We start from the raw sequence: 25,431 nt of genomic DNA on the forward strand, positions 1-25,431 counted from the left end.
CTGATGGATGTGGCGCTGGGCGTTCAGCGCTGTATCCGCAGCGTGGACTGAAGCCACACCACCGAGCCGCGGATGGTTTCGCCTGTGTTGTTGGCCTCGTGGTCCGGGCTGAAGCCGCGTGCGGTGACGATGACCACGCTCTGGCCGTTGCCCACGCTGCTGTACTCGGCCATGCACTGAGGCAGCCGCGTGGGCGTGAAGGAAGCCTCAGCGCTGGCCACGTCCTCCCTCGTGAGCGTCACGGGCGCGGATGTGCCCGCCGCGGCATCCCAGTTGTTGCGGTTGTCCCAATGCGCCGGGACCTGATAGGCCTTGATGTCCAGCGGCACCGTCGTCCGCACAATGCCGGCTTCACAGTGACGCAGGGCAATCTGCGCGGCTTCTTGCGCGAGCGCTTCGCTTCGCAGGTTCTGGGTGACCGTGTCGCTGCTGAGCGATTGCCGCATGGTGCCCACGCTGGCCAGGCCGATGACGACCAGCATCACGAGCACGACGATGAGCACCACGCCGCGTGGCGGATGAGACGGAATCGGGCGCATGGCTCAGCCTCCCAGCCGGTTGGGCAGGTGGATCGTGGAGGTATAGGCGCGGTAGAGCCGGCGATCACCCGGTGTGACCGTGTTGGTTGCTGTCGTACTGGTGGCCGCCTGACAGGGGTAGTAGGGGGTTGGCGCGTCGAACACCGGCTCTGCACTGACCATCAGCAGGCACACGCGCACGGCCGTCACCGTGCGCCAGTCGGCCTGGGTGACCGCGCCGATGTTGGCGGCTTCAACGTAGCGGTTGACGATCTGGTCGGGCCGGCCGTTCCCGTTGACGCCGCTCAGGCCGAACCAAATACGCATGTCGGCAACGTTCCCCAGCAACTCGCCAGCGGCGGGCAGGTTGGCGCCAGCAGCAGGCGGCGTCGTTGTGCCGCCGTTACCGGCAATGTGCAGACCGTTGTTGATGACCAGAAAGCGCGCCTGCGCAAGATAGGGTGGGGTCGTGGAAGCATGAAGGACCTGGCCCATCAGGTCGGTGGGCTCCTGTGGCCCGCCGGGCCGACGCCCTGGCAAGGAGTTCGCGAGCGTGGCCTGGTAGACCACGGCCAGCGCATCGGGGCGTTCTGTGCCGTTGGAAGCGGTACAGCTCAGGCCAGAGATATCGCGCGCCAGCGGGTTGGCAAAGCCATGGCTGCAGCCGAAGACGGCTCGACCGGCAAACGCGCGGCTGAGCCCCGTCTCCGTCGCGTTGTCCACGGTGCTGTAGCCCGCCATGGACACGTAGCGTCGCATCACGCTGAAGGCTGCGCTCGCATCTTCGGTCATGCGGCTGAGCGCCACGCTGGTGCGCTGAGCCTGCCGGGCACTGAGGTAATTGGCCAGCACGACGCCCACGACCACCAGCCCGAGGGTGAGGGCCACCATCAACTCCACCAGAGTCAGGCCGCGCGCGTGTCGGCGACTGTAAAGGGTGCAATCGCGTGTCATGACGCGCTTCCTGCGGCGATGGCGATGCTGAAGTACGCGCAGCGTGGGCGTTCCGACGTGGCTTGCACGCCGGGCGCCGAATCCGGGACGAAGGCGGCAGGACACTCACGCGTGTCGTTGCTGGTGTTGCCGACGGCTTCGCCGCTGCCAGCCGGATCGCGCCAAGCGATCCAGACGTCCGCCAGGCCGCTCGCGCTGTCGACCTGGATGTACGCGTCAGCCTGGGGCAGACTCTGATAAAGCAGCCGGCGCCACTCTGAGAGGTCTTGTGCGGCCATGGCGTCGGGCGTGGCGCAGGGCTGTGTGCCGGACGCATGGCAGGGTGTGTACGCTGGCTGTGCCGTCATGGCCTCGTACGGCGTCTGGCGGTTGTACAGGCCCAGCGTGGCTGCGCTCGCGTTGGCGCGCATGCGTTCGCCCAGGTCGGTGGCCAGCAGCGTGGCCTGCGCGCGCAGTTCAGTGGTCTTGTTGAACTTGATCGCGTTGTTCTGCAGCGCCAGAAGCGCCAGCAGACCGAATGACACGATCAGAAAGGACACCAGCAGCTCAATCATGGTGGCGCCCCGGTGATAAACAGGTAGAGACATGAGCGGGCACCTCAGCAGTTGTTCGTGCCGGCCGGCCTGATGGCGACGCGGCCGATCAGGTTCATGCACAGCGTGCGCTGATGAGCGTTGCCGCTGCCTGGCGTCAGCGTGAGGCGACCTTGGCCGCCGTGGACCACGCCTGTGCTCTGGAAGGTGATGAAGCGCTGGTTGCCTGCGTCCAGCAGGCTGGTGACCAGGCTGCCTGCGGCCTCTTGCTCGCGCAACACGGTTTCACCGGTGTCCCGTACGCCGTTGGCGTTGAAGTCTGCAAAGACCAGCCAACCCGATGCGAAGCCACGGTTGCCGGCGCGTGCGGCGCAGGTCGGCCCGTTTGCCCCGGGCGTGCCCACGACGCACAGGCTGACAGCCTGGCCGCGCTTGAGCGCCTCGCTGCGCGCAAAACGCAAGTCGCCAGTGAACCGCTCGATGGCGCTCTGCGTGGCCTGCTGCTCGAGAAAGCGCCCCATTGCCGGTGCGGCCAATGACAACGCGATGGCCAGCACGGCCAGCGTGATCATCAGCTCGACCAGCGTCACTCCCCGCTGTGTCGAAGTCTTTGTTTTCATGCGCGCAGTGTGGTCTGCCTGCGTGTAAGCGGGTGCAACGGCGGAGACGAGCGGCTGTCCTTGGGCGACGAACGGTCATGCGTCCCCGAAAGGGGGGACAATGTCGCCATGCCCATTACCCCTGTCGACGCTGCATTCCTGCAACACGCGCTGGATCTGGCCCAGGCTGCGGTGGGCTTGTCCGAGCCCAACCCGAGGGTGGGCTGCGTGCTCACCGCGGCAGACGGCCGCGTGATCGGTGAGGGCCACACGCAACAGGCCGGCGGTCCGCACGCCGAGGTGATGGCCTTGCGCGACGCTGAGGCCCGGGGCGAATCCACCATCGGGGCCACGGCCCACGTGACGCTGGAGCCCTGTGCCCACCATGGGCGCACGCCGCCGTGCGCCGATGCGCTGGTGCGTGCGGGTGTGGCGCGCGTCACCATTGCCCTGGGCGACCCCAACCCGCTGGTGGGCGGGCAGGGCGTGGCGCGCTTGCGCTCGGCGGGCATCGTGGTGGATGTGCTGGCGCCGGATCATCCTGTGGCCCAGGGCGCGCGCGAACTGAACATCGGTTTCCTGTCGCGCATGGTGCGGCAGCGACCGTGGGTCCGGCTCAAGGTGGCGACCTCGCTGGATGGCCGCACCGCGCTGCACAATGGTCAGAGCCAGTGGATCACCGGCGAGGCGGCGCGAGCCGACGGCCATCGATGGCGGGCGCGGGCGGGCGCGGTGCTGACCGGCGTGGGCACGGTGTTGGCCGACGACCCTCGGTTGGACGTGCGGGCCATCCCGGTCGCGCGCCAGCCGGTGCGGGTGGTGCTGGACAGCCGCTGGCGCACGCCACCTGGTGCCCGTTTGCTTGTGCCGCCCGGCGAGACCTGGCTGTACGGTCTTGCCGATCCTGCGACCGAGGCGGCGCAGGCGTCCCTGGGCGAACGCGCGCAGGCCATCGTCGTGCCGGCTGACACATCGGGCGCCCGCGTGGATCTCACCGCGGTGCTGGCCGATCTGGCCCGGCGCGGTGTCAACGAATTGCATCTGGAAGCCGGCGGCGAACTGAATGCGGCGTTCATCACAGGCGGCTGGGTCGACGAGTACCTGATGTATCTTGCGCCTTGCCTGATCGGTCCCGGACGCGGGCTGGCCGAGCTGCCTGCACTGGCGTCGCTGGACCAGGCCGTGCGGCTGAATCTGCACGAGGCCGTGCAGGTGGGGCCGGACCTTCGCCTGCGGCTGCGGCCGCCAGGGCGAGCTGATTTCTGAGTTTGTACTTTTTGCCTTCTGGAATCCACATGTTCACCGGCATCATTTCTGGCCTGGGCCAGATCACCGAGACGCAAGCCCTGGGCGATCAGCCCACACACGGCCGGCGACTGACCGTCCAGGTCACGCCAGATTACCTGGCCGATGTGGGCCTGGGCGACAGCATCGCCATCAACGGCGCCTGCATGACCGTCACCACGCTGGACAAGGCCGCAGGCCGGTTCACCTTTGACGTCTCGGCCGAAAGCCTGGCGCGCACCGTGGGCCTCGATGGCCTGGGTCGCGTCAACCTCGAGAAAGCGCTGGCTGCACACGAGCGGCTGGGGGGCCACATCGTGACGGGCCACGTCGACGGTGTGGGCGAGGTCAGCGCGTTCGAGCCGGTGGGCGAGTCGTGGCTGCTGCGCGTGCGTGCGCCGCGCGAACTGGCCCGTTTCCTGGCCTACAAGGGCTCGGTCACCATCAATGGCGTGAGCCTGACGGTCAACAACGTGGTGGATGCGCCCGAGGGCCACACCGAGTTCAGCATCAACCTGATCCCGCACACCCTGCAGCACACCACGCTGGGCGACCTGAAGGCCGGTGCGCGCGTGAACCTCGAGATCGACCTGATCGCCCGGTATGTGGAGCGCATGCTGAGCGCGGACGGCCGGCTGGCGGGCTGAGCTTGGTCATCCTGCCCGGCAATCCTGCCGGGTCTCCGGCGCGTGCCCCCGTCGCGGCAGGCAGCGCGCGCCTACAATGGCAGGATGCCGATTTCTCCCATTCCTGAACTGATTGCCGAGCTTGCCGCCGGTCGCATGGTCATCCTCGTGGATGAAGAAGACCGCGAAAACGAAGGCGATCTCGTCCTGGCGGCCGACCACGTCACGCCCGAGGCCATCAACTTCATGGCCAAGTACGGTCGTGGCCTGATCTGCCTCACACTGACCCGCGAGCGCTGCGAGCAGCTCAAGCTGCCGCCCATGGTCGTGCGCAACGGCACCAAGCACGGCACGGCGTTCACGGTGTCCATCGAGGCCACCGAAGGCGTGACCACCGGCATTTCCGCCGCCGACCGGGCGCGCACCGTGCAGGCCGCCGTGGCACGTCATGCCAAACCGACCGATCTGGTTCAGCCTGGCCACATCTTCCCGCTGCAGGCGCAAGACGGCGGCGTGCTCATGCGCGCTGGCCACACCGAAGCCGGGTGCGACCTGTCGGCCATGGCCGGTCTGACGCCCGCGTCGGTGATTTGCGAGATCATGAACGACGATGGCACCATGGCCCGCCTGCCGGATCTCGAGGTGTTCGCGCGTGAACACGGTCTGAAGATCGGCACCATTGCCGACCTGATTCAGTACCGCAGCCGCAACGAGTCGCTCATCGAGCGGCAGGGCCGCCGCCCCATGGTCACGCCCGAGGGCGAGTTCGACGCCACCGTGTTCAAGGACCGCACCGGCGCGCTGCACCTGGCCCTGAGCCTGGGCCAGTGGGGCCGCGACGACGAGGTGCTGGTGCGGGTGCACGAGCCGTTTTCGGTGCTCGACTGGCTGGACGCCGGCACGCGCAGCCACTCCTGGCCGCTGCCCAAGGCGCTGGCTTCGGTGCGCGAGGCGGGCCGGGGTGTGATCGTGCTGCTCAACGTGGGCGACGATGCCGAGCGCCTGCTCGACCGCCTGCTGCCCGCCGGCCCCACGGCCGCGCCCAAGGCGCCGGCCGACCTGCGCACCTACGGCGTGGGCGCTCAAATCCTGCGCTCGCTGGGTGTGCAGCGCATGCGCCTGATGGGCAATCAGCAACGCCTGCCGTCCATGGTAGGGTTCGGGCTGGAAGTCACCGGTTTCCTGACGGCCGACGGGCAGACACTCGCCCCGACGCCCTGAGCACCGCGATTTGCATTTTTTGCTCTTTCTCTTCAATCCTTCGCTCTTTCGGAATCATTTCACATGCAAGGCGCTGACAAAGGACAAGCGGGTCGCCTCGACGGCAAGGACCTGCACATCGGCATCGTCCAGGCGCGTTTCAACGACGCCATCACCGGCAAGCTGGCCGAAAACTGCATCGACGAGCTGGTGCAGATGGGCGTGGTGCGCAAGCACATCGAGCACGTCACCGTGCCGGGCGCGCTGGAGGTGCCTGTGGCGCTGCAGGCCATGGCCGACAGCGAGCGCTTCGACGCCCTGATCGCCCTGGGCTGCATCATCCGCGGCGAGACCTATCACTTCGAGCTGGTGGCCAACGAAAGCGGCGCCGGCGTGACCCGCGTGAGCCTAGATCACCATGTGCCGGTGGCCAATGCCATCCTGACGGTCGAGAACGAAGAACAGGCCTGGGCCCGTGTCGACGAAAAGGGGCGCGATGCCGCCCGCGTCGCGGTCGAGATGGCCAATCTGCTGGAAGACCTGCTGTGAGCGAGCCATCCCACCCGACCTCCGGACCGTTGCAAGGCCGTCCTGCCCGCAAGCAGGCGCCTGCCGGCCAGCGTGACCGCGCCAAGTCGGCGCGTCGCCGTGCGCGCGAGTTCGCGCTGCAGGGCCTGTACGAATGGCAGCTCAATCCGCGCGACACGGGGGCAATCGACGCCCACGTGCGCGAGCAGGACGATTTCGCCCGTTGTGACCGGGGCCACTACGATGCGCTGCTGCACGGTTGCATCGACCAGGCCGCCCAGCTCGACGCCGCGCTGACCCGTTTTCTGGATCGGCCCGTCGAAGAGCTCTCGCCGGTGGAGCATGCCGTGCTGTGGATCGGTGCATACGAGCTGAAGCACTGCCTGGATGTACCCTACAAGGTGGCCATCAACGAGGCGGTCGAGTTGGCCAAGGGCTTCGGCGGCACGGACGGCCACAAGTACGTCAATGGCGTGCTGGATCACCTCGCGCCGGAAATGCGGCCGCAGGAAGTGGCCGCCGCACGCTCCGCCCGCCGCTGAACGGGCAGCCACGCCGACCGTGAGCACGACCCCACCACTGCCTCCGACTGCACCGCCTGCCGGTGGGGGGGCGCATGGTGACGAGCTGGATGTGACGCTGGACACCCAGCCCCTGCCGCTGGCCGAACTGCCAGAATCCGGGCCGCGCGCGGCGCCCAAGGATCTGCCCACCATTGGCCAGATCGGTCGCTACGATCTGAAGTACGTGATCGGCGAAGGCGGCCTGGGCACGGTGTATGCGGCCTATGACCCGGTGCTGTCGCGGCTGATCGCGATCAAGACCCTGCATGTCGACCTGCCGCAGGCCGATCTGCCCGCGTTCAATGCGATGTTCCTCAACGAGGCGCGGGCGGTGGCGGGGCTGAGCCACCCGCACATCGTGACGGTGCACGACGCAGGCGTGAGCGAGCACGGCGCCTACATCGCGATGGCGCTGCTCAAGGGCAAGGACCTGCGCCAGTTGCTGGCCATGGGATGGCGCCCCACACCGTCTCAGGCGGCGCTCATCGTCCGACGGCTGGCCGATGCACTGGCCTACGCCCACCACAAGGGCGTGGTCCACCGCGACATCAAGCCGGCCAACGTCTTCATGACGGGCCGTACGCAGCCGTGCATTCTTGATTTCGGTATCGCGCGCATTCGCCAGGCCGAAGGTCTGGGCGCCCGGGACGATCCGGAGAGCCGCCTGCAGGAAGTCGTGGGGGGATCGCCCTATTACATGGCACCAGAGCAGGTGCGGCGTGAGCAAGTCGACGCCCGTGTCGACGTGTATGCGCTGGGCGTGCTGCTGTATGAGCTGCTGGCGGGCAAGCGGGCTTTCTCGGGCGACAGCCTCGAGGCCATTGCCGACGCGGTGCTGCGCAGCGAAGTGCCACCGGTGCACCAGCTCAACGTGGCCGTGCCGCCGTCCTTGTCGGACATCGTGACCCGAGCCATGCACCGCGACCCGGCCCAGCGCATCCGCTCGGCACGGCGGCTGGCGCAGGAGCTGCGCGCCTGGCTGGTCACGCAGGATGACGCCCGACGCGCCGCGACCGCGCCCGCCGAGGTGCCAGCCCGCGAGGCGCGCATGCGGCGCAGCCTGAGCTGGCTGGCCGGTGCGGGCTGGGCCATGGCGCTGGGCGGCGTGCTCTGGGCCTGGCTGGGGCAGCGTCCTGATGTGCCACTGGCCGATGTGGCCAGTCCGGCGGCTGCCGCGTCACCGGCCGGCGCCTTGCCCGCCAGCTTGCCGTCTGCGGCGTCGGCGCCTGCTGCTGCTGTGGTGGCTGGCGCAGCGTCCGAAGAAATCGAGGCGGCGTCTGATGAGGCTCAGGACGCGCCAGCGACCGGCGCGGGCGAGGTGCGCCTGGCCGTCAGCCCCTGGGGTGAAATCTGGGTCAATGGCAGCTTCCGGGGCGTCACCCCGCCGCTGACCCAGCTGAGTCTGCCCGCTGGGCAACATGAGCTGGTCGTCCGCAATGGCGAGTCGCCCGACCACCGTGTCACACTGACCGTGCGCGCGGGCGAGACGCTGCGCGTGCAACACCGTTTCTGATGTCCTGCCCATGAACCTTCGCTTTTTTCGTCCTGTGTTTCGGGTGCTCGCGCTGATGGGCATGAGTCTGGCGCTCGTCGCCTGTGGCAGCCTGCGGCCTCGCCCGGGTGCGTCGGAGCCGCCCAAGCAGCCTGCCCCGGTGGTTTCGGCCGCACCGGCTGCGACGCCGCCCGCTCCGGCCACGCCGCCAGCCCCGCAGGGTGCGCCGGCTGCCCGGCCTGCTGGCGCCGCTGCCGAGACAGCACTGGCCCAGGGACTGAAGGCGTATCAGGATGGCAAATATGCGCTGGCTGAGGCGCAGTTGCGCATCGCCGTGCGCGCCGGCCTGAGCGCGCCCGCCGATCAGGCCAACGCCCACAAGCACCTGGCCTTCATTTACTGCACCAGCGAGCGTCAGGCGCTGTGCGCCGAGTCGTTCCGCTCGGCGCGGCGCGCTGATCCGGCCTTCCGGCTCAGCAAGGCTGAGGCTGGCCACCCCATGTGGGGTCGGACCTACCGCCGCGCGCTGGGCATCAAGTGAGCTGAACCTCGATGCGGCGGTTGGCTTGAGCCAGCCAGCGTCGGCACTCTTCATCGAGCAGGTGCAGCGTGCGGGGGTGCTCCTGCGCCCACCGGCGTGACAGCGACAGCACCACCCGACCGCGCTGGCGCTGCAATGCCGTGGCACGTGCCGGCAAGGCAATGCGCGCGTGGTGCAGGATGATGGCCAGCCGCAGGCACAGCACCTGGCTCATCAGGGCATCGTCGCCCAGGTGTTCCACCAGCTTGGTGAGTTCGCCACGTTGCCCCAGCACCAGCACCGCCAACTGACGCAGTTGCGACTGCGAGAAGCCAGGCGCGTCCACATGGCCGAGCAGGTAGGCGCTGTGGCGATGGTGGTCGTGGTGCGAGACCATCATGCCGATCTCGTGTAGGGCGGCCGCCCAACCCAGCTCGCGGGCATCTTCGCCATCCGGTCGCGCCTGCGGATGGGCCAGGCTGTGCCACAGCAGCAGGGCGCGCTGGCGCACGCGGTCGGCCTGTGCGGCATCCACCCGAAAGCGCGACTGCAGTTCGCGCACCGACAGGTCGCGCGGATCGGGCAGCCGGTGGTTGCGCACGGCGTCCAGGCGCTCTTCGAGGTCGAAGATCACGCCCTGGCGCAATGCGCCCTTGGCCGGGCGCAGCGCCTCGATGCGGAAGTGCTGCAGCAGGGTGTAGAGAATCGACAAGCCGCCACCGAGCACGGCCTTGCGGTCGGGTTTGAGGCCGGGCAGCTGCAGGTCTTCCATGCTGCCGGCTTCGATGCAGCGCTCGATGCACCAGCGCAGCGCTTCGGCCGTGATGGTGCCGTCGGTCACGCCGCTGGCCGCGAGGATTTGCGAGACTGCGCCGACTGTGCCCGACGAGCCCAGCGCTTCCTGCCACAAGGCGCGGTCGAAGGTGCCCAAGGCTTCTTCGAACTCGGCGCCTGCGGCGATTTGGGCCGCGCGAAAGCCGGTGGCGGTGAAGCGCCCGCCAGGGAAATGCTGCAGCGACAGGCTGACCGACCCCACGCCGAAGGATTCGGCCTGATGCGCCTGGCGACCTTGCCCGAGGATCATCTCGGTCGAGCGCCCGCCGATGTCGATCACCAGTCGGGGGAGGTCGCTGGGTTGCAACCGTGAGACGCCCTGGAAGATCAGCCGCGCCTCTTCGCGGCCGGACACCACTTCGATCGGGTGGCCCAGCACGCGGTTGGCGCGCGCGAGGAAGGCATCGCGGTTACGGGCTTCACGCAGGGTTTGCGTGGCCACGGCCCGAACCTGCCACGCGGCAAAGCCTTTGAGCCGTTGCGCGAAGCGCGCCAAGCAGGCCAGACCGCGCTGGGTGGCTTCTTCGGTCAGCAGGCCGTGCACGTCGAGGCCACCACCCAGGCGTACGGTTTCCTTGAGGTAGTCAACCCGCTTGTAGCGCCCGCGGCTCAGTTCGGCAATCTCCAGGCGGAAGCTGTTGGAGCCCATGTCGATGGCCGCCAGCAGGTGTGGGAATCGGCTGCCCGACAGAGCGGCCTGGGTCTTGCTTGGCTTGGGTGTCAGCGGTTTGTCCATGCGCCTATTGTCTCGCTGTTTGTCTTGCGCCCTGCCGTTGACAGCATTGCTAAGATCAACGCATGACCCTTTCCTATATTCTCGCCGCCACCTTTGTCGGCGGCGCGGCCTCGGTGCTGCTCGCGGCGGCACTGACGGCACCGATGCTGGCGGTGCTGGTGCGTCACCTGGTCAGCCTCTCGACCGGGGTCTTGCTGGGAACAGCCTTGCTGCATGTCCTGCCCGAGGCATTCGAGTCCAATGTGTCGCCCCATGCGCTGTTCCTGACCTTGCTGGGCGGCCTGCTGTTCTTCTTTCTGCTGGAAAAGGCCGAGTTGTATCGGCACGGTCACCACCACGAGCATGACGATCACCACCACCATCACGGCTTCGACGCCGAGCAGGCCGGGCGCGGCGGCTGGAGCGTGCTGGTGGGCGACAGCATCCACAACTTCTGTGACGGTGTGCTGATCGCGGCCGCCTTCCTGGTCGACGTGGAAGTGGGTGTGTTCACCGCGGCGGCCATCATCGCCCATGAGATCCCACAAGAGGTCGGCGATTACATCGTGCTCATCAACGCCGGCTTCAGCAAGGCCAAGGCGCTGCTGTTCAACCTGCTGTCCGGCATGGCCGCCGTGGTGGGGGGCGTGCTGGGCTACTTCCTGTTGGGTCCGTGGAACGACCTGCTGCCCTACCTCATGGTGGTTGCAGCCAGCAGCTTTGTCTACGTGGCCGTGGCCGACCTGATCCCCCAGCTGCAGAAACGGTTGAGCATGAAGGACACCTTTGCGCAGGTGGCCTGGCTGGCTGCCGGCCTCGGGGTGATCGCGTTGCTGGTGGGCGGTCATGGGCACGATCACGCCCATGACCACGACCATGCCGAGCCGGCCGCTGCCCACCGCGAGGCGCCCGCCAGTGCCCCTGTGCCGCGTTGACGCAGGTCAGCGCGGTGCCGTGGGCGATGCCCGTCGGAAGCGGGTGGCCGCGACGCCGGCTGCCACGATCAGGACGGTGCCGATGATGCCGGCTGCGTCGATCGGGTCATCAAAGAGCAGGATGCCCAGCACGAAGGCGTGTGCGATGCCCAGGTACTGCAGGCTGGCCATGGCCAGCGGCTCGCCTTCGGCATAAGCCCGGGTCATCAGCAACTGCGCCAGCGTGGCGAACACGCCCAGGCCGATCAGCCACACCCAGCCCCACGTGCTGGGCTGGCTCCAGGCCTTCAGGCCCGAAGCCGTCATGCCGGCGCTGATGAGCAGGCCTGCCACCGTGCCGAACAACGAGAAGTAGAAGACCACGCGGTACTCGGGTTCGCCCAGGCGGCCCAGTTGCATCACCTGCACATAGGCCCAGGCCGCCAGCATGCCCGAGGCCATGCCCATCAAGCCTTCACGCCACTGGTCGGCCTCAAGCGTGGGGCGCAGCACCAGCGCCACCCCCGCGAAGCCCACGGCGATCGCCAGCAGCAGCGGGCCAGGCACAGGGGTGCTGGCCTGACCGCGCCAGCGCAGCCAGGCCGTCTGCAGCACGAAGAACACCGCCATCCAGACCGATGAGGTGTAGTTGAAGGTCACAGCGGTGCCCAACGGCAGCTTGGCGATGGCATAGAACCACAGGCTCAGCGCCACCACGCCCGCGAACCCGCGCCAGAAATGCAGCATCGGCACGGCGCTGCGCAGGGGCAGGCCGCGCCATCCCGCCATGGCGCCGACCACCACCACACCCACCAGCCCGCGAAAGAACACGACCTCGGCGGTCGAGACCTCGCGCGAGGCCAGCTTGACGCACACCCCCATGGCTGCGAACAGCAGCGTGGCCAGCACCATCAGCAGGGCCGGCGAGGTGCGTGCGCGGCCCGTCAATCCTTGAAGGCCATCACGCGGCGGTACCACTCGTGGAAGTGCTGCATGCCGTCTTCCATCGGGCTCTGATAGGGGCCGATTTCGTTGTCACCGCGCAGCATCAGGGCGCGGCGGCCCGCATCCATACGCTCGGCGATCTCGTCGTCCTCGATGCAGGTCTCCATGTAGGCGGCACGCTGGGCTTCGACGAACTCGCGCTCGAAGGCGGCGATCTCTTCGGGGTAGTAGAACTCCACCACGTTGAGCGTCTTCTGCGGCCCTTGCGGGTACATGTTGGACACCACCAGCACGTGCGGGTACCACTCCACCATCATCGTGGGGTAGTAGGTGAGCCACACCGCGCCCTGCGACGGTTTTTCGCCGCCGCGGTAGTTCATCAAGACCTCGCGCCACTTCTTGTAGACGTCGGAGCCCGGCTTGTCGAAGCTCTTGGCCACGCCCACCGTCTGGACGGAGTACTGGTCGGCCATGTCCCAGCGCAGGTCGTCGCAGGTCACGAAGTTGCCCAGACCGGGGTGGAAGGGGCCGACGTGGTAGTCCTCCAGATAGACCTCGATGAAGGTCTTCCAGTTGTAGTGGCACTCGTGCAGCTCGACGTGGTCCAGCACGTAGCCACTGAAGTCGAGGTCGCCGCCCGGCTTGAAGCGCGCATCGATGCCCGCCAGGTCAGCCGCGATGTCGCGTCCGTTGTCTTCGAACAGCAGCCCGTTCCAGTTGCGAACCTTGTAGTTGTTCAGGTTCAGGCAGGGGTCATGGTCGAAGTGCGGCGCGCCGATCAGTTCACCCTGATGGGAGTACGTCCAGCGGTGCAAGGGGCAGACGATGTTGTGCTTGGTGTTGCCGCGGCCCTTGAGCATGATGGCCTGGCGGTGGCGACAGACATTGGAGATCAGCTCGATGCCGTCTTTCGTGCGCACGAGCACACGGCCTTCCTTTTCCTGCGGCAGCGCGTAGTAATCGCCCACCTCGGGCACGCTCAGGGCGTGACCGAGGTAGCGGGGACCGGACTGAAAGATGCGCTCAAGCTCCTCTTTGTAAAGCGACTCGTCGAAGTAGACGGACACGGGCAGCTGCGTACGGCTGCGATGAAGGGCGTTGAGTGCGTTACTCAGGTCGGACATGATCCCCAGGATCTCCAAAAACCAATGTCAACCCCCCTTGCGTGGCGAGCATGGCGCACGCGGCGCGCAAGGGCTGAATTCCCCGAATCCGACGTCTCGCGGAAGCCGGGGGGCGTGGCGCTCCGACAGACACAGCAGGCCTGCCAAAGAGCCCGAAATTGTAGCCGCTCGGGAAACCCCGGGGGGATGCCGCCCCACTGCGCAAGGTCAATGTCGTGGGCGAATCCCCCCGAAGGGCGTCGCGGGTAGAACCGGGGCGCGGGGGCGGGGTGCGTGCCTCGAAATAGAATACGCGTTTGCCCTTTTCCCCCTCCCTCCTCCTCCCCCGGCAGCACCGCATGGCCCGTTCAGCCAAACCCGACACCAACACGCCGGCTTTGCCCGCGACCTACGAAGAGGCCCTGGCCGAGCTGGAGCAGCTCGTCGGTCGCATGGAGTCGGGTGCGTTGCCGCTGGACCAGCTGTCGACCAGCTATGCGCGGGGCGCCCAGTTGCTGCAGTTCTGCCGCACCCGGCTGGAAGCGGTGGAGCAGCAGGTCAAACTGCTGGAAGACGGGCAGCTCAAGCGCTGGGACGAGGCATGAACACCGACGCCTTCCTGGCCTGGACGACTCGCACGCTGGCTGAGGTCGAAACCGCGCTTGATGCTTGGGTGCCCGCTGCGGCGCCTGCCGGCCTGGGCGACGCCATGCGCTATGGTGTGCTCGATGGTGGTAAACGCTTGCGCGCCCTGCTGGTACAGGCCGCGGCGGAGGCTGTGGGCGCCCGCGCGACGCCGGCGGGCCGCGAGGCGGCGTTGCGCGCGGCGTGTGCAGTGGAGTTGATCCATGCTTATTCGCTGGTGCATGACGACATGCCGTGCATGGACAACGATGTGTTGCGCCGGGGCAAGCCGACGGTACACGTGGCTTTCGGGGAGGCCCAGGCGATGCTGGCGGGCGACGCCATGCAGGCTCTGGCCTTCGAGGTGCTGACGCCCGATGAGGGTGAGGGCGCTGGTGTGTCGCCCGTGTTGCAGGCACGTCTGGTGCGCCTGCTGGCGCGCGCCTCCGGGCAAGCCGGCATGGCCGGTGGGCAGGCCATCGACCTGGCCAGCGTGGGCCAGGCGCTCAACGAAGCCACCCTGCGCGACATGCACCAGCGCAAGACGGGCGCCTTGCTGCGCGCCAGCGTTCAGATGGGCGCGGCCTGCGGCGGCGGTGCGCCCGAGGGCGCGATCTGGCAGGCACTGACAGCCTACGGTCACGCCATGGGCCTGGCCTTTCAGATTGTCGATGACGTGCTGGACGAAACGCAGGCATCAGACAAGCTTGGCAAGACGGCAGGCAAGGATGCCGATGCCAACAAGCCGACCTATGTCGCCCTGCTGGGACTGGACGGTGCCCGTCGCGAGGCGGCTCGCCTGCTGGGCGAAGCCCTGGCTGCGCTGGACCGTAGCGGCTTGCCGCCCACGGCCACCACCTGGTTGCGCGCCCTGGCCGAGCGCATCGTGCACCGCGACCACTGATGCCCCATGACCATACACCCAAGGATGTACCGATGAGCCACCCGCTGCTGTCCAGGATCGACAAGCCGGCCGACCTCCGGCACCTGTCCCGGTCCGAGCTCAAGCAACTCGCCGTCGAGTTGCGTGACTACCTGCTGCACAGCGTGTCGCGCACCGGCGGGCACCTGTCGTCCAACCTTGGCACGGTGGAGCTGACGATTGCGCTGCACCACGTGTTCAACACCCCGGAAGACCGCCTGGTGTGGGACGTGGGCCACCAGACCTACCCGCACAAGATCCTGACCGGGCGGCGTGATCGCATGGCGACGCTGCGCCAGTTCGGCGGCATGAGCGGTTTTCCCCGCCGCGATGAAAGCGAATACGACACCTTTGGGACGGCCCATTCGTCGACCTCGATCTCGGCCGCGCTGGGCATGGCGCTGGGCGCGCAGCTACGCGGCGAATCGCGCAAGGCGGTGGCCATCATCGGCGATGGTGCGATGACCGCTGGCATGGCATTCGAGGCGCTCAACAACGCGGGTGTGCCCCATGCGGGCAAGATGCCCGACCTGCTGGTGGTGCTCAACGACAACGACATGTCGATCTCGCCGCCTGTCGGCGCGCTCAACCGTTATCTGGCCCGCCTGATGTCGGGGCGCTTCTACATGAGCGCGCGCGAGAGCGCCAAGCAGGTCTTGCGCAACGCACCGCCGCTGTTTGAGCTGGCCAAGCGACTGGAAGAGCATGCCAAGGGCATGGTCGTGCCCGGCACCATCTTCGAGGAGTTCGGCTTCAACTATGTAGGCCCCATCGATGGCCACGACCTCGATAGCCTGATCCCCACACTCGAGAACCTCAAGCAGGCCAGCGGGCCGCAGTTCCTGCACGTGGTGACCAAGAAGGGCTACGGCTACAAGCTGGCCGAGGCCGACCCCATCGCCTACCACGGGCCGGGCAAGTTCGACCCGGCCGTGGGCCTGCAGAAGCCCGCGCCGACCGACACCCCGCCCAAGCCCACGTTCACGCAGGTGTTCGGGCGCTGGCTGTGCGACATGGCGGCAGCCGACCCGCGTCTGGTGGGCATCACGCCGGCCATGCGCGAGGGCTCGGGCATGGTGGAGTTTCACCAGAAGTTTCCTGGGCGTTACTTCGATGTGGGCATCGCCGAGCAGCACGCCGTGACCTTTGCGGCGGGCCTCGCGTGTGAAGGGCTCAAGCCGGTCGTGGCGATCTACTCGACCTTTCTGCAGCGGGCGTATGACCAGCTGATCCACGACGTGGCCATCCAGAACCTGCCGGTGGTGTTCGCGCTCGACCGTGCGGGCATCGTGGGCGCGGATGGCGCCACGCACATGGGCGCATTTGACATTGCCTTTGTGCGCTGCATCCCGAACGTGAGCATGCTGACGCCGGCCGACGAGGCCGAGACGCGCCAGGCGCTCAGCGCCGCCTACGCCCAGAGCCACCCGGTGGCCGTGCGCTACCCGCGCGGCACGGGCGCCGGCGTCGCGGTGCCTGCCGATCTGCAGCCCATGCCCTGGGGCAAGGGCGAGATCCGCCGCCAGGGCAGCGAGGCACGCGCCGCCGGTCAGCGTGTGGCCATCCTGGCTTTTGGCACGCTGTTGTATCCGGCCCTGCAGGCCGCCGAGGGGCTGGACGCCACCGTGGCCAACATGCGTTTCGTCAAGCCGCTGGATGTGGATCTGGTCAAGCAGCTGGCCGCGTCGCACGACCTGCTGGTGACGGTGGAAGAGGGGTGCACCCAGGGTGGCGCGGGCGCGGCCGTGGCCGAGGCGCTGGCCGTGGCCGGGCTGAGCATCCCGACGCTGATGCTGGGCTTGCCGGACCAGTTCATCGAACATGGCGACCCTGCCAAGCTGCTGGGCCTGTGTGGGCTGGACGCGGCCGGCATCGAGCAGGCCATCCGTCACCGGCTGGCGGCGACCGCCTGAGGCCGATGACGCAAGGCCGGGCACGCGATGCCCGCGCCGCGTCTCCCATTCTTCTTACACAGACGACAGCGAAAGCGGCGACGGCAACGTGGCGTGCCGTCTGATCAGACTGCGGCGGGCTGGGCCTCGGCCGGCTGGGAACTGCAAGCGCCACCGCAACCGCTGATGGCCTCTTGGGGCAGCGCCTCGGGCTGGGCCACGGCGCGTGTGAGCGGGTCGTAGCCGACGCTCTTGAGGTGCAATGCCAGCCCGGCATCCATGTTCTGGGCGTGATGCGGGAACCACAATGTCAGCTCATGGGCCATCTGCCGAATGGGCTGCAGCTGCCCTTGCTGGCCCGATGCCAGCCCTTCTCGCAAGACCTTCAACACCACGGCGTGCTGCGTCATGTGGCAGCTGCCGGGTGCAAAGCCTGTGTCCAGCATCCAGCGGTCTTCCTGGTCGAAGTGCGCCTGAGTGTGGTCGATCAAGGCCTGCCAGCGGTCGACCAGGTCGGCGTCCTCCGCTTGCTGCACGGCGGCCAGCAGGTCGACAAACTCGACGTGGGTCTGGTCCATGACGGGCATGGACAGGCTGAGGGCGTCAGACCACACCAGGCCGGGAGGCACCGGGGCGGTGTGTACAGAGGAGGCAACTTCAGGCATGGACGCAGCGTAGCCGGGACACCTCTGAAGCACCTTGCGTTGCCTCAAGGTCTGGTGTCTGACGGCCGGCGTGGAGGTGTCGCACGATGCGCCTTGTTCAGTCGCAAGCGTAGGTAATCCCCGATGCTGGGCCGGGCTCAAGGGCCTAGATTCGGCGCGATTCGTGTCTTGCATCACCAAGGAGGTGCCCCGTGCGTCAACTCTCCGCTTTGAAGCGCCGTGTCCTGGTCATCGCCACGCTCCTGTGGGCGGTTGGCGGCGGGGGCGCTGTGCAAGCCGCGGGCGTGCCCACCGGCACCGAAGCCCGGACACGCCACCCCATCGTGCTGGTACACGGACTGATGGGATGGGACAACATCCTCGGCCTGGACTACTGGTACAACATTCCGGCTGCCTTGCGCCGCTCGGGGGCCACTGTGCTGGTGGCCAAGGTGTCCGCAGTGAACGACAACAACGCCCGTGGCGAGCAACTGCTCAAGCAACTGCGCGAGTGGCAGGCGGCCCATGGTTACACCAAGTTCAACCTGGTGGGACACAGCCAGGGCGGCCCCACCGCCCGTTATGCCGCCGGTGTGGCGCCAGCGCTGGTGGCCAGCGTGACCTTGGTGCAGTCGCCCAATGTGATTGACGCCACCGAGCCAGACTCCATCCTGTCCTTGCTGTCGTCCCGGCCTGGTCTGTTTGCCACCCTGGGAAAGGTCATCGACTGGCTTTCCGGCAACGGGTCACTGCCCCAGGATCCCGCGGCACTGCAGGCCTGGGCCACTGACACGGCGTCTTTCAATGCACAGTGGCCGGCTGGAATGCCGACCACCCCGTGCGGACAGGGGGCCGAGCTGGCCTCCAATGGGGTGCGCTACTACTCAGTGGCTGGTAACGTGGCCAAGACGAACGCCTGGGACCCGTCTGACCTGATCTTCAAGGAGGGGGCCGCGCCCAGTGATGGCCTGGTGCCGGTGTGCGCCGCGCGCTGGGGCCGCGTGCTGCGCGACGACTATCCCTGGAACCACTTTGATGGCGTCAATCAGTTCTTCGGGCTGATCGGCAAGGGCGCACCTGACCCGGTGGCGTTCTACGTGCAGCAGGCCAACCGGCTCAAGAGCCTGGGCCTCTGAGCCTCGTCCCGATCAGGGTTGGGTCTTGCCGTCGCCCAGGCGCTGGCGGTGCCGCGCCACTTGCGCTCGCACCTGTTCGGGCGCGGTGCCGCCCAGGATGTTGCGGGCGTTGAGCGAGCCACGCAGGCTCAGCACCTCGTACACATCCTGTTCGATGGCCGGGTTGTAGGCCTTGAGCTTGTCCAGCGGCAGCTCTGACAGGTCCACGCCAGCGGCGATCGCGTCCTTCACGGCGTGGGCCACCACTTCGTGGGCATCACGGAAGGGCAGACCCTTCTTGACCAGGTAGTCGGCCAGGTCGGTGGCGGTGGCGTAGCCTTTCTTGGCGGCGCGCTCCATGGCTTCGGGCTTGACGGTGATGCCGGCGGCCATCTCGGCGAAGATGCGCAGCGTGTCCTTCAAGGTGTCGACCGTGTCGAACAGCGGCTCCTTGTCTTCCTGGTTGTCCTTGTTGTAGGCCAGGGGTTGGCCCTTCATCAGGGTGATCAGGCCCATCAGGTGGCCGACCACGCGACCCGTCTTGCCGCGCGCCAGTTCGGGCACATCGGGGTTCTTCTTCTGCGGCATGATGGACGAGCCCGTGCAGAAGCGGTCAGCCAGGTCGATGAAGCCGAAGCTCTGGCTCATCCACAGGATCAGTTCTTCACTCAGGCGCGAGATGTGCACCATCAAGAGCGAGGCGGCGGCGGTGAATTCGATGGCGAAGTCGCGGTCCGAGACCCCGTCCAGGCTGTTCTGGCACACCGCCTCGAAGCCCAGTGTGCGGGCGACGCGTTCGCGGTCGAGCGGGTAGCTGGTGCCGGCCAGTGCGGCCGAGCCCAGCGGCAGGCGATTCACGCGGCGGCGCAGGTCGGTCATGCGTTCGGCGTCGCGGGCGAACATCTCCACATAGGCCAGCAGGTGATGGCCGAAGGCCACCGGCTGGGCCACCTGCAGGTGGGTGAAGCCAGGCAGGATCACGTCGGCGTTCTGCTCGGCCACATCCACGAGGGCCTTTTGCAGCTCCGTCAGCAGCACACCGATCTCATCGATCTCGCCGCGTAGCCACAGGCGCACGTCGGTGGCGACCTGGTCGTTGCGCGAGCGGCCGGTGTGCAGACGCTTGCCGGCATCGCCCACGAGCTGGGTCAGGCGGGCCTCGATGTTCAGGTGCACGTCTTCCAGGTCGAGCTTCCACTCGAAGGCGCCCGATTCGATCTCTTGCGTGATCTGGGCCATGCCTTTCTGGATGGCGGCCAGATCGTCTGCGCTGATGAGGCCCTGGGCGCACAGCATGTCGGCGTGGGCCAGCGAGCCCTGGATGTCGGCCCGCCATAGGCGCTTGTCGAAGAAGACGCTGGCGGTGTAGCGCTTGACCAGCTCGCTCATGGGCTCGGAAAACAGGGCCGACCAGGCCTGGGACTTCTTGTCGAGTTGGTTGTTGCTCATGGGGCGATCCGGTGGCGCGTGCTTCACGCAGAATGTGCAAACCATGCATTCTAAAGAGCCTGCCCGTTCCGATGTGCCGTCCGGCAGCGATGCGTCGCTGTGGGGGGCGTCCACGCAGTTCGGTTCAATCCCCTTGGCGAGTGGGGGTGCGCGGCCTGCATTGCCCTCGGCGTTCGATGTCTGCCACGTCGGGGTGGTGCTGCGGGTGGTGCTGGGCGTGCAGGGGGTCACGGGTCTGGGCAGCCTGTTTGTCGCAAGCGGCCCCGCCGATGCCCTGGCCCGCTGGGCCCAGGCGTCTCTGGTGTCCCTGCCCGCGAGCCTGTTGTGGCTGCTGTTGGCCTGTGCGCTGCGTCCGTGGGTGGATCGGCAGTCGCCGTGGGTGCAGTGGGGGGCGGCCGTGTTGCTGGGTGCGATGTGTGGCGGGCTGGGGCAGTGGCAGGCCAACTGGCTGTTCATGGCCGTCGAGGGGGGCGGTCTGACTGCGACATGGGCGGCGTGGACCCTGGTGGGCCCCGCGACGGCCGGCGGCACGCTGGGGGCCGTGGGCCTGTACTGGTTGCGGCAGCGGGCCCGCAGTGAGCTGCCAGCCCATGTGTCGGCGCGCCTGGACGAACTGCAGGCCCGCATCCGGCCACACTTTCTGTTCAACACCCTCAATACCGCCATCGCCCTCGTGCAGGTCGACCCGCAGCGCGCCGAGCGCGTGCTGGAGGACCTGGCCGAGCTGTTTCGTCAGGCGCTGTTGTCGCCTGCCGCGCGCACCACGTTGGGTGAGGAGGTGGACCTGGCGCGTCGCTATCTGGACATCGAGCAGCTTCGCTTTGGCGAGCGCCTCACCGTGCGCTGGGAGATCGATGCGGACGTGCAGGACGCGCAGGTACCGGCCCTGCTGCTGCAGCCCTTGGTCGAGAACGCCGTGCGACACGGTGTCGAACCTGATCCAAAGGGCGGCTGGATCGTGGTGCGGGCCCGGCGGGATGGCGGCAAGGTGGAAGTTGACATTCGCAACTCGGTGGCGGACGTCAGCCAATCTGGCGCACGACCAGGTCACGGCATGGCCTTGCGCAACGTCCGCCAGCGTCTGGTGTTGATGCACGATGTCGAGGCCGTGTTCCAGGCGGGACTGCAGCGCCACGCACATGGTCCGCAGCCGCCGGTGTTCATCGTCAATCTGTCTTTCCCGTATCAGCCCATGAACCGGGCTGCAGGAGCGTGAGCATGGAGCCCTTGCGTGTGGCCCTGGTCGACGACGAGCCGCTGGCGCGCATGCGCCTGAAGGCCTTACTCAATGGCATGACTCTGCCCAACCGTGTGGTGGGTGAGTATGGCGAGCCGGTCACGGCGCTCATGGCGCTCAAGGAGCGCGATCTGGGCGTAGACGCTGCCGACGTCTTGCTGCTGGACATCCAGATGCCAGGGCTGGACGGGATGGTGCTGGCGGCTCGGCTGCGAGACATGGTGCGCCCGCCGGCGGTGGTGTTCGTCACGGCCCATCCCGAGCACGCGCTCAGGGCGTTCGAACTGGCCGCGGTGGACTACCTGACCAAGCCGGTGCGCGTCGAGCGTCTGGAAGCGGCCCTGGGCAAGGCGCGCGATTGGTGTGCGGCGCGAGGCATGCGCGCCGCCGGGCGAGGAGAGGCCGCAGCGGACGGCGAGGTCTTTGTTGTGCGAACCCGCGACCGGCTCGAGCGGATTCCGCTGTCCGACATCCTCTATTTCAAGGCCGAGCAGAAGGTGGTGAGCCTGCGCACCCCCGATCGCAGCCTGACGCTGGATGAGTCGCTGACCGAGCTGGAGCAGCGGGTGGGCGAACGGTTTGTGCGGGTTCACCGCAATGCCTTGGTCGCGCGCCAGGCCATGCGCGCGCTGGAGCGCCGGCCGGACGAGGAGGATGGCGGCGAGGGCTGGGCCGTGCTGGTGGCACCGACCCAGGAGTGGCTGCAGGTCTCGCGTCGGCAGGTCGGGGCCGTGCGCGAGGCCATGGCCGTCACGGCGGCGTGAGCCGCGGTGTCAGAAGCCCAGGCTGGCCAGCAGGTCGTCGACCTCGCTCTGGTTGGCGACCACGTCGGTGCGGCCATCGTGGCTCACCACCGGGCCTTCCAGCGTCGGGTTCTCGGGGTCGAAGGTCGGATGGGCGGTCAGGGCTGCCTCCACCTTGTGGGCCTGCTCAGGCGGCGCGGCCTGAACCAACAGCTTCAGCAACTGGGTTTCGAGATCATTGGCCAGGGTCACCACCTTGGCCACCACTTGGCCGGTGAGGTCGTGGAAGTCCTGGGCCATCATGATGTCGGTCAGGTGCCCGTCCACGCGGTGCGTGGTGGCTTCGACATCCTGCACAAAGTTGTAGACCGCACCGCTGGCCACGGCCTTGACCGGGTCGGCGGTGATCAGCTCGGCCAGCTTGCGGGTTTCGGCAGCGATGTGTTCCTGCTCTGCCTTGGCGGTGTCCACCAGATTGAGCACCTTCTCGGCGGCGTCAGCTGTCTTGGTGGCGATGTAGTTCAGTCTGCTGCGCGCGTCCGGCAGGTCATCGACTGTGTGCTTCAGGCCGGGCAGCACGCCCAGCATGTTCAGGGTGTCATGCAACTGCCGGGTGAGCACGCCCAGCTGCTGGAAGATTTCCGGCGAGGCCGCCGGCATGCTCATGTTGTCTGGCAGGTCGACTGTCATGGTGGTCCCTGTTTGATGGTGTGTTCATGCCGCGGCAGTGATCTTCTGCATGATCTTCTGCACCTTCTCTTCCAAGGTGGCCTTGGTGAAGGGCTTGACGATGTAGCCAGCCGCGCCCGATTGGGCCGCCAGCACGATGTCTTCCTTGCGCGCTTCTGCCGTGACCATGAGCACGGGCAGATGCTTGAGGGCGTCGTCAGCCTTGATGGCCTTGAGCAGCTCGAAGCCATTCATGTTGGGCATGTTGATGTCGCTGACCACGAAGTCGAACTTGCCGTTCTTCAGCATGTTCAGCGCCACCGCCCCGTCTTCGGCCTCTTCGGCATTGTTGTAGCCGATCTCCTTCAGCAGGCCCCGGACGATCCGGCGCATGGTGGAAAAGTCGTCCACGATGAGAAATTTCATGTCAACGGGGTTGCTCATGACGCGTCCTTCTGTCAATGGTGGCACTGCGCGTGCCAGGCTCCTGTTGGTCCGTTATCGACCAAGCTCGGCGGGTCTTAAGGGCGCCTGCGGTGTGGCCTGGGGTGAGGCTGTCGGGGCCTCATCGGCCTCGTCGTCGCTCACGCCGGCTTCCGCCTTGGCGGTGTCATAAAAGCGGTCTTCTGCGTCGCGGTTCATCACGATGATGCTGATGCGCCGGTTCAGCGGGCTCATGGGATCTTGCCAGTCGAACGGCATGGAGGCGGCCAGGCCCTGAACCCGCAGCACGCGCTCGCCGGGCAAGCCGCCAGCAATCAGTTCCCGGCGCGAGGCATTGGCGCGGTCGGCCGAGAGCTCCCAGTTGCTGTAGCCGGCCTCGCCGCCAACGAAAGGGCGGGCGTCGGTATGGCCTTCGATGGTCAGCCGGTTGGGAACCTCTCGCAGCACGCTGCCGATCGCTCGAAGGATGTCGCGCACGTACAGGTTGACCACGTCCGAGCCACTGTCGAACATGGGCCGGCTCTGGTCGTCGACGATCTGGATGCGCAGGCCTTCTGCGGTCAGGTCCAGGCGGATCTGAGACTGGAACTTGGCCAGGCGGTCGTCGTTGGCGATCACCTCCTGCACCTTCTGCATCAACACGCGCAGGCGCTCGGCCTCGGCGCGCAGCTGTTCGGCTCGGATGGCCTTCTTGCGCAGCTTCTCTTCGGCGGTCTCGGATCGTCCCTTCTTGGCTTGGCCGACGGACTCCGTCAGGCTGGTGCCGCCCCCTTTGATGATGGAGGTGGCATCGCCCGAACCCGATCCGCCCATGAGCGCCACCTTCAGCGGGCTGTTGAAGTAGTCCTCGATGCCTTTCTTGTCGCCTTCGGTGGTCGAGCCCAGCAGCCACATCAGCAGGAAGAAGGCCATCATGGCCGTCACGAAGTCGGCATAGGCGATCTTCCACGCACCACCGTGAGCGGCATGGCCGCCCTTCTTGATGCGCTTGATGATGATCGGCTGGACCTTCTTGGAGTCGCCTGCCATGGTGGTTCCTGGTTCGCCTGCCTGCTTACTTCTTCTTCACGTGGGCTTCAAGCTCGGCAAACGTCGGGCGCTCGGTCGAGTACAGCACCTTGCGGCCGAACTCGATGGCCACCTGCGGCGCGTAGCCCTGCATGCTGGCCAGCAGCACGGTCTTGACGGCCTGGAACTCCTTGGTGCCTTCGTCGAGCTTTTGCTCCATCAGGCCGGCCAGCGGCTCCACTGCGCCGTAGGCCAGCAGAATGCCCAGAAAGGTGCCCACCAGGGCCGAGGCGATCATGCCGCCCAGCACGGCAGGGGGCTGGCCCACCGAGCCCATGGTGTTGACCACCCCCAGCACGGCGGCCACGATGCCGAACGCGGGCAGCGCGCCGGCCAGACGGGCCACGGCCGCGCAGGGCGCATGGCCTTCGTGGTGGTGGGTGTCGATCTCGTTGTCCATCAGCGTCTCGATCTCGTGGGCGTTGAGGTTGCCCGAGACCATCATCCGCAGGTAGTCCGTGATGAACTCGACCACATGGTGGTCGTGGCCGACATTGGGATACTTCTGAAACAAGGCCGAGTTGTGCGGATCTTCGACGTCCTTTTCAATGGACATCAGCCCTTCCTTGCGCACCTTTTGAAGGATCTCGTAGAGCATGGCCATCAGTTCCATGTAACGATCCTTGGTGTACTTCGAGCCCTTGAAGCAGCCACCCAGTGCGGCCCCCGTGGCTTTGAGCACCTTGGGCTGGTTGGTCACCACGAAGGCGCCCAGTGCACCACCCAGAATGGCCATCAGCTCGGTCGGCAGCGCAGCGATGATCACCTGCATGTTGCCGCCGTGAATGATGTAGGCGCCGAAGATGCAGCCGAAGCAAACGACGTAGCCAATGATGGGGAACATGGTGTTTCAGAAGGACGAGCCAAGCTTGTTCGCATCTTCGACCAGCACCGCTGGATCGATGCTGTGAACAACGCCACGCTTGCCTGCTTATTTCGCGCCGCTTTCCGCCTGGTGCAAAACGCTGCCCCAGAAAAAAGCGGACCCGGGCAGGGTCCGCCTGAGAAAGCACACACGTGCTAGGAGGAGACAAGCATGAACGCGTCTTTCGATGCGTTCACCTGTTTCTTCGGCGCGGCAGCGGCCAACTTAAACAGGTGAGGCAGAAAGTGCGCGCGCAGCCGTGAACCTGTCACGGCAGAAGCATCAATGCAGCTGCAGGGCGCCGGCGGCCTTGCCCTTGCCGGCGCGGGCGGGTGGGTTGCACAGGCCGCAGGTGAAGTGGCGGGCGATCTCGTGCGGGTGGGTCACGAAGTGGCCGCCGCACTTGTTGCACTTGGTCATGGTCAGCATGC

The 25,431-nt window shown here is 67.1% G+C and carries 28 protein-coding genes; 14 read left to right on the forward strand and 14 right to left on the reverse strand.

The window, feature by feature from the left end; translation table 11 throughout:
* Positions 1-23: 23 nt before the first annotated feature.
* From GTZ97_RS07965 to GTZ97_RS07980, 4 genes are read right to left on the reverse strand one after another with little or no spacing between them, the layout of a single operon-like run.
* Positions 24-539, reverse strand: a complete 516-nt coding sequence (locus GTZ97_RS07965) for a pilus assembly protein (protein ID WP_161650042.1) — start codon at positions 537-539, stop codon at positions 24-26.
* A gap of 3 nt (positions 540-542) precedes the next feature.
* Positions 543-1,472, reverse strand: a complete 930-nt coding sequence (locus tag GTZ97_RS07970; RefSeq protein WP_161650080.1) for a PilW family protein — start codon at positions 1,470-1,472, stop codon at positions 543-545.
* The gene (gene pilV, locus GTZ97_RS07975; RefSeq protein WP_161650043.1) at positions 1,469-2,059 is read right to left on the reverse strand and encodes a type IV pilus modification protein PilV; all 591 of its coding nucleotides are present in this window, start codon (positions 2,057-2,059) and stop codon (positions 1,469-1,471) included. The genes GTZ97_RS07970 and pilV overlap by 4 nt, the downstream gene beginning before the upstream one ends.
* 11 nt (positions 2,060-2,070) lie before the next feature.
* Positions 2,071-2,625 carry a GspH/FimT family pseudopilin gene (locus GTZ97_RS07980; RefSeq protein WP_161650081.1) on the reverse strand — a complete coding sequence of 185 codons (555 nt, stop codon included), beginning with the start codon at positions 2,623-2,625 and terminating at the stop codon, positions 2,071-2,073.
* A 108-nt stretch (positions 2,626-2,733) separates the two neighbouring features.
* Between GTZ97_RS07980 and ribD the strand changes: the two genes are divergently transcribed.
* The 7 genes from ribD (at position 2,734) to GTZ97_RS08015 (ending at position 8,838) form a co-directional block, all read left to right on the forward strand.
* Positions 2,734-3,870, forward strand: coding sequence for a bifunctional diaminohydroxyphosphoribosylaminopyrimidine deaminase/5-amino-6-(5-phosphoribosylamino)uracil reductase RibD (ribD, locus tag GTZ97_RS07985; RefSeq protein WP_161650044.1), 1,137 nt, complete (start codon positions 2,734-2,736; stop codon positions 3,868-3,870).
* Between the two features lie 29 nt (positions 3,871-3,899).
* The gene (locus GTZ97_RS07990) at positions 3,900-4,535 is read left to right on the forward strand and encodes a riboflavin synthase (RefSeq protein ID WP_161650045.1); all 636 of its coding nucleotides are present in this window, start codon (positions 3,900-3,902) and stop codon (positions 4,533-4,535) included.
* A gap of 84 nt (positions 4,536-4,619) precedes the next feature.
* Positions 4,620-5,735 (forward strand): bifunctional 3,4-dihydroxy-2-butanone-4-phosphate synthase/GTP cyclohydrolase II, encoded by a 1,116-nt coding sequence (gene ribBA, locus GTZ97_RS07995; protein WP_161650046.1) that lies wholly within the window; start codon positions 4,620-4,622, stop codon positions 5,733-5,735.
* 63 nt (positions 5,736-5,798) lie between these two features.
* The gene (ribH, locus tag GTZ97_RS08000) at positions 5,799-6,263 is read left to right on the forward strand and encodes a 6,7-dimethyl-8-ribityllumazine synthase (RefSeq protein WP_161650047.1); all 465 of its coding nucleotides are present in this window, start codon (positions 5,799-5,801) and stop codon (positions 6,261-6,263) included.
* Positions 6,260-6,784 (forward strand): transcription antitermination factor NusB, encoded by a 525-nt coding sequence (gene nusB, locus GTZ97_RS08005; protein ID WP_407926735.1) that lies wholly within the window; start codon positions 6,260-6,262, stop codon positions 6,782-6,784. Before ribH ends, nusB begins: the two co-directional genes overlap by 4 nt.
* A gap of 19 nt (positions 6,785-6,803) precedes the next feature.
* Entirely contained in the window at positions 6,804-8,318 is a 1,515-nt protein-coding gene (locus GTZ97_RS08010) for a serine/threonine-protein kinase (RefSeq protein WP_330863577.1), read from the forward strand.
* Positions 8,319-8,328: 10 nt separating this feature from the next.
* On the forward strand, positions 8,329-8,838 hold the full coding sequence (locus tag GTZ97_RS08015) for a TssQ family T6SS-associated lipoprotein (RefSeq protein ID WP_161650048.1): 510 nt from the start codon (positions 8,329-8,331) through the stop codon (positions 8,836-8,838).
* Here GTZ97_RS08015 and GTZ97_RS08020 read toward each other — a convergent pair.
* Positions 8,831-10,300 (reverse strand): Ppx/GppA phosphatase family protein, encoded by a 1,470-nt coding sequence (locus tag GTZ97_RS08020; protein ID WP_236651094.1) that lies wholly within the window; start codon positions 10,298-10,300, stop codon positions 8,831-8,833. The two genes, GTZ97_RS08015 and GTZ97_RS08020, sit on opposite strands and share 8 nt — an antisense overlap.
* A gap of 149 nt (positions 10,301-10,449) precedes the next feature.
* On the opposite strand from GTZ97_RS08020, the gene GTZ97_RS08025 reads away from it, so the two are divergent.
* Complete coding sequence (locus GTZ97_RS08025; RefSeq protein WP_161650050.1) at positions 10,450-11,301, forward strand: ZIP family metal transporter; 852 nt, start codon at positions 10,450-10,452, stop codon at positions 11,299-11,301.
* A 6-nt stretch (positions 11,302-11,307) separates the two neighbouring features.
* On the opposite strand, the gene GTZ97_RS08030 is transcribed toward GTZ97_RS08025, so the two are convergent.
* Entirely contained in the window at positions 11,308-12,228 is a 921-nt protein-coding gene (locus tag GTZ97_RS08030) for a DMT family transporter (RefSeq protein ID WP_236651082.1), read from the reverse strand.
* Complete coding sequence (locus GTZ97_RS08035; RefSeq protein ID WP_161650051.1) at positions 12,225-13,349, reverse strand: aromatic ring-hydroxylating oxygenase subunit alpha; 1,125 nt, start codon at positions 13,347-13,349, stop codon at positions 12,225-12,227. Before GTZ97_RS08035 ends, GTZ97_RS08030 begins: the two co-directional genes overlap by 4 nt.
* 338 nt (positions 13,350-13,687) lie before the next feature.
* Between GTZ97_RS08035 and xseB the strand changes: the two genes are divergently transcribed.
* From xseB to dxs, 3 genes are read left to right on the forward strand one after another with little or no spacing between them, the layout of a single operon-like run.
* Positions 13,688-13,933, forward strand: a complete 246-nt coding sequence (xseB, locus tag GTZ97_RS08040; RefSeq protein WP_161650052.1) for an exodeoxyribonuclease VII small subunit — start codon at positions 13,688-13,690, stop codon at positions 13,931-13,933.
* Positions 13,930-14,856 carry a polyprenyl synthetase family protein gene (locus tag GTZ97_RS08045; RefSeq protein WP_161650053.1) on the forward strand — a complete coding sequence of 309 codons (927 nt, stop codon included), beginning with the start codon at positions 13,930-13,932 and terminating at the stop codon, positions 14,854-14,856. Before xseB ends, GTZ97_RS08045 begins: the two co-directional genes overlap by 4 nt.
* A 32-nt stretch (positions 14,857-14,888) precedes the next feature.
* A complete protein-coding gene (gene dxs, locus GTZ97_RS08050; RefSeq protein WP_161650054.1) occupies positions 14,889-16,787 on the forward strand; it encodes a 1-deoxy-D-xylulose-5-phosphate synthase in 1,899 nt (632 codons plus the stop codon).
* A gap of 104 nt (positions 16,788-16,891) precedes the next feature.
* Here dxs and GTZ97_RS08055 read toward each other — a convergent pair whose 3' ends face one another.
* Complete coding sequence (locus GTZ97_RS08055) at positions 16,892-17,431, reverse strand: hemerythrin domain-containing protein (RefSeq protein ID WP_161650055.1); 540 nt, start codon at positions 17,429-17,431, stop codon at positions 16,892-16,894.
* Positions 17,432-17,622: 191 nt separating this feature from the next.
* On the opposite strand from GTZ97_RS08055, the gene GTZ97_RS08060 reads away from it, so the two are divergent.
* Positions 17,623-18,546: an esterase/lipase family protein gene (locus tag GTZ97_RS08060; RefSeq protein ID WP_201748204.1), complete on the forward strand. Its 924-nt coding sequence runs from the start codon at positions 17,623-17,625 to the stop codon at positions 18,544-18,546.
* Positions 18,547-18,558: 12 nt separating this feature from the next.
* Here GTZ97_RS08060 and argH read toward each other — a convergent pair whose 3' ends face one another.
* Positions 18,559-19,974, reverse strand: coding sequence for an argininosuccinate lyase (gene argH, locus GTZ97_RS08065; protein WP_161650056.1), 1,416 nt, complete (start codon positions 19,972-19,974; stop codon positions 18,559-18,561).
* A 43-nt stretch (positions 19,975-20,017) separates the two neighbouring features.
* On the opposite strand from argH, the gene GTZ97_RS08070 reads away from it, so the two are divergent.
* Together GTZ97_RS08070 and GTZ97_RS08075 are read left to right on the forward strand one after the other, a co-directional pair.
* Entirely contained in the window at positions 20,018-21,190 is a 1,173-nt protein-coding gene (locus GTZ97_RS08070; protein WP_201748205.1) for a sensor histidine kinase, read from the forward strand.
* A gap of 2 nt (positions 21,191-21,192) precedes the next feature.
* Positions 21,193-21,975 carry a LytR/AlgR family response regulator transcription factor gene (locus tag GTZ97_RS08075; RefSeq protein WP_161650057.1) on the forward strand — a complete coding sequence of 261 codons (783 nt, stop codon included), beginning with the start codon at positions 21,193-21,195 and terminating at the stop codon, positions 21,973-21,975.
* A gap of 9 nt (positions 21,976-21,984) precedes the next feature.
* Here the strand turns inward: GTZ97_RS08075 and GTZ97_RS08080 are convergent, their stop codons facing one another.
* The 5 genes from GTZ97_RS08080 to GTZ97_RS08100 all read right to left on the reverse strand — a co-directional run.
* Positions 21,985-22,644: a protein phosphatase CheZ gene (locus tag GTZ97_RS08080; protein ID WP_161650058.1), complete on the reverse strand. Its 660-nt coding sequence runs from the start codon at positions 22,642-22,644 to the stop codon at positions 21,985-21,987.
* 24 nt (positions 22,645-22,668) lie between these two features.
* Positions 22,669-23,067, reverse strand: coding sequence for a chemotaxis response regulator CheY (cheY, locus tag GTZ97_RS08085; protein WP_161650059.1), 399 nt, complete (start codon positions 23,065-23,067; stop codon positions 22,669-22,671).
* A 54-nt stretch (positions 23,068-23,121) separates the two neighbouring features.
* A complete protein-coding gene (gene motB / locus GTZ97_RS08090; protein WP_161650060.1) occupies positions 23,122-24,096 on the reverse strand; it encodes a flagellar motor protein MotB in 975 nt (324 codons plus the stop codon).
* 25 nt (positions 24,097-24,121) lie between these two features.
* A complete protein-coding gene (gene motA, locus GTZ97_RS08095; RefSeq protein WP_161650061.1) occupies positions 24,122-24,979 on the reverse strand; it encodes a flagellar motor stator protein MotA in 858 nt (285 codons plus the stop codon).
* A gap of 303 nt (positions 24,980-25,282) precedes the next feature.
* Positions 25,283-25,431: FlhC family transcriptional regulator (locus GTZ97_RS08100; RefSeq protein WP_236650946.1), on the reverse strand; the 149-nt coding region annotated here is incomplete at its 5' end.

The sequence above is a fragment of the Aquabacterium fontiphilum genome, from assembly GCF_009909205.1.
Taxonomy (GTDB): domain Bacteria; phylum Pseudomonadota; class Gammaproteobacteria; order Burkholderiales; family Burkholderiaceae_C; genus Aquabacterium; species Aquabacterium fontiphilum.

Bases quoted from the DNA above. Each gene is read 5' to 3' on its own strand.
- GTZ97_RS07965 (WP_161650042.1), bottom strand. From the start codon at position 539: ATGCGCCCGATTCCGTCTCATCCGCCACGCGGCGTGGTGCTCATCGTC.
- GTZ97_RS07970 (WP_161650080.1), bottom strand. From the start codon at position 1,472: ATGACACGCGATTGCACCCTTTACAGTCGCCGACACGCGCGCGGCCTG.
- pilV (WP_161650043.1), bottom strand. From the start codon at position 2,059: ATGTCTCTACCTGTTTATCACCGGGGCGCCACCATGATTGAGCTGCTG.
- GTZ97_RS07980 (WP_161650081.1), bottom strand. From the start codon at position 2,625: ATGAAAACAAAGACTTCGACACAGCGGGGAGTGACGCTGGTCGAGCTG.
- ribD (WP_161650044.1), top strand. From the start codon at position 2,734: ATGCCCATTACCCCTGTCGACGCTGCATTCCTGCAACACGCGCTGGAT.
- GTZ97_RS07990 (WP_161650045.1), top strand. From the start codon at position 3,900: ATGTTCACCGGCATCATTTCTGGCCTGGGCCAGATCACCGAGACGCAA.
- ribBA (WP_161650046.1), top strand. From the start codon at position 4,620: ATGCCGATTTCTCCCATTCCTGAACTGATTGCCGAGCTTGCCGCCGGT.
- ribH (WP_161650047.1), top strand. From the start codon at position 5,799: ATGCAAGGCGCTGACAAAGGACAAGCGGGTCGCCTCGACGGCAAGGAC.
- GTZ97_RS08015 (WP_161650048.1), top strand. From the start codon at position 8,329: ATGAACCTTCGCTTTTTTCGTCCTGTGTTTCGGGTGCTCGCGCTGATG.
- GTZ97_RS08020 (WP_236651094.1), bottom strand. From the start codon at position 10,300: ATGGGCTCCAACAGCTTCCGCCTGGAGATTGCCGAACTGAGCCGCGGG.
- GTZ97_RS08025 (WP_161650050.1), top strand. From the start codon at position 10,450: ATGACCCTTTCCTATATTCTCGCCGCCACCTTTGTCGGCGGCGCGGCC.
- GTZ97_RS08035 (WP_161650051.1), bottom strand. From the start codon at position 13,349: ATGTCCGACCTGAGTAACGCACTCAACGCCCTTCATCGCAGCCGTACG.
- xseB (WP_161650052.1), top strand. From the start codon at position 13,688: ATGGCCCGTTCAGCCAAACCCGACACCAACACGCCGGCTTTGCCCGCG.
- GTZ97_RS08045 (WP_161650053.1), top strand. From the start codon at position 13,930: ATGAACACCGACGCCTTCCTGGCCTGGACGACTCGCACGCTGGCTGAG.
- dxs (WP_161650054.1), top strand. From the start codon at position 14,889: ATGAGCCACCCGCTGCTGTCCAGGATCGACAAGCCGGCCGACCTCCGG.
- GTZ97_RS08055 (WP_161650055.1), bottom strand. From the start codon at position 17,431: ATGCCTGAAGTTGCCTCCTCTGTACACACCGCCCCGGTGCCTCCCGGC.
- argH (WP_161650056.1), bottom strand. From the start codon at position 19,974: ATGAGCAACAACCAACTCGACAAGAAGTCCCAGGCCTGGTCGGCCCTG.
- GTZ97_RS08070 (WP_201748205.1), top strand. From the start codon at position 20,018: ATGCATTCTAAAGAGCCTGCCCGTTCCGATGTGCCGTCCGGCAGCGAT.
- GTZ97_RS08075 (WP_161650057.1), top strand. From the start codon at position 21,193: ATGGAGCCCTTGCGTGTGGCCCTGGTCGACGACGAGCCGCTGGCGCGC.
- GTZ97_RS08080 (WP_161650058.1), bottom strand. From the start codon at position 22,644: ATGACAGTCGACCTGCCAGACAACATGAGCATGCCGGCGGCCTCGCCG.
- cheY (WP_161650059.1), bottom strand. From the start codon at position 23,067: ATGAGCAACCCCGTTGACATGAAATTTCTCATCGTGGACGACTTTTCC.
- motB (WP_161650060.1), bottom strand. From the start codon at position 24,096: ATGGCAGGCGACTCCAAGAAGGTCCAGCCGATCATCATCAAGCGCATC.
- motA (WP_161650061.1), bottom strand. From the start codon at position 24,979: ATGTTCCCCATCATTGGCTACGTCGTTTGCTTCGGCTGCATCTTCGGC.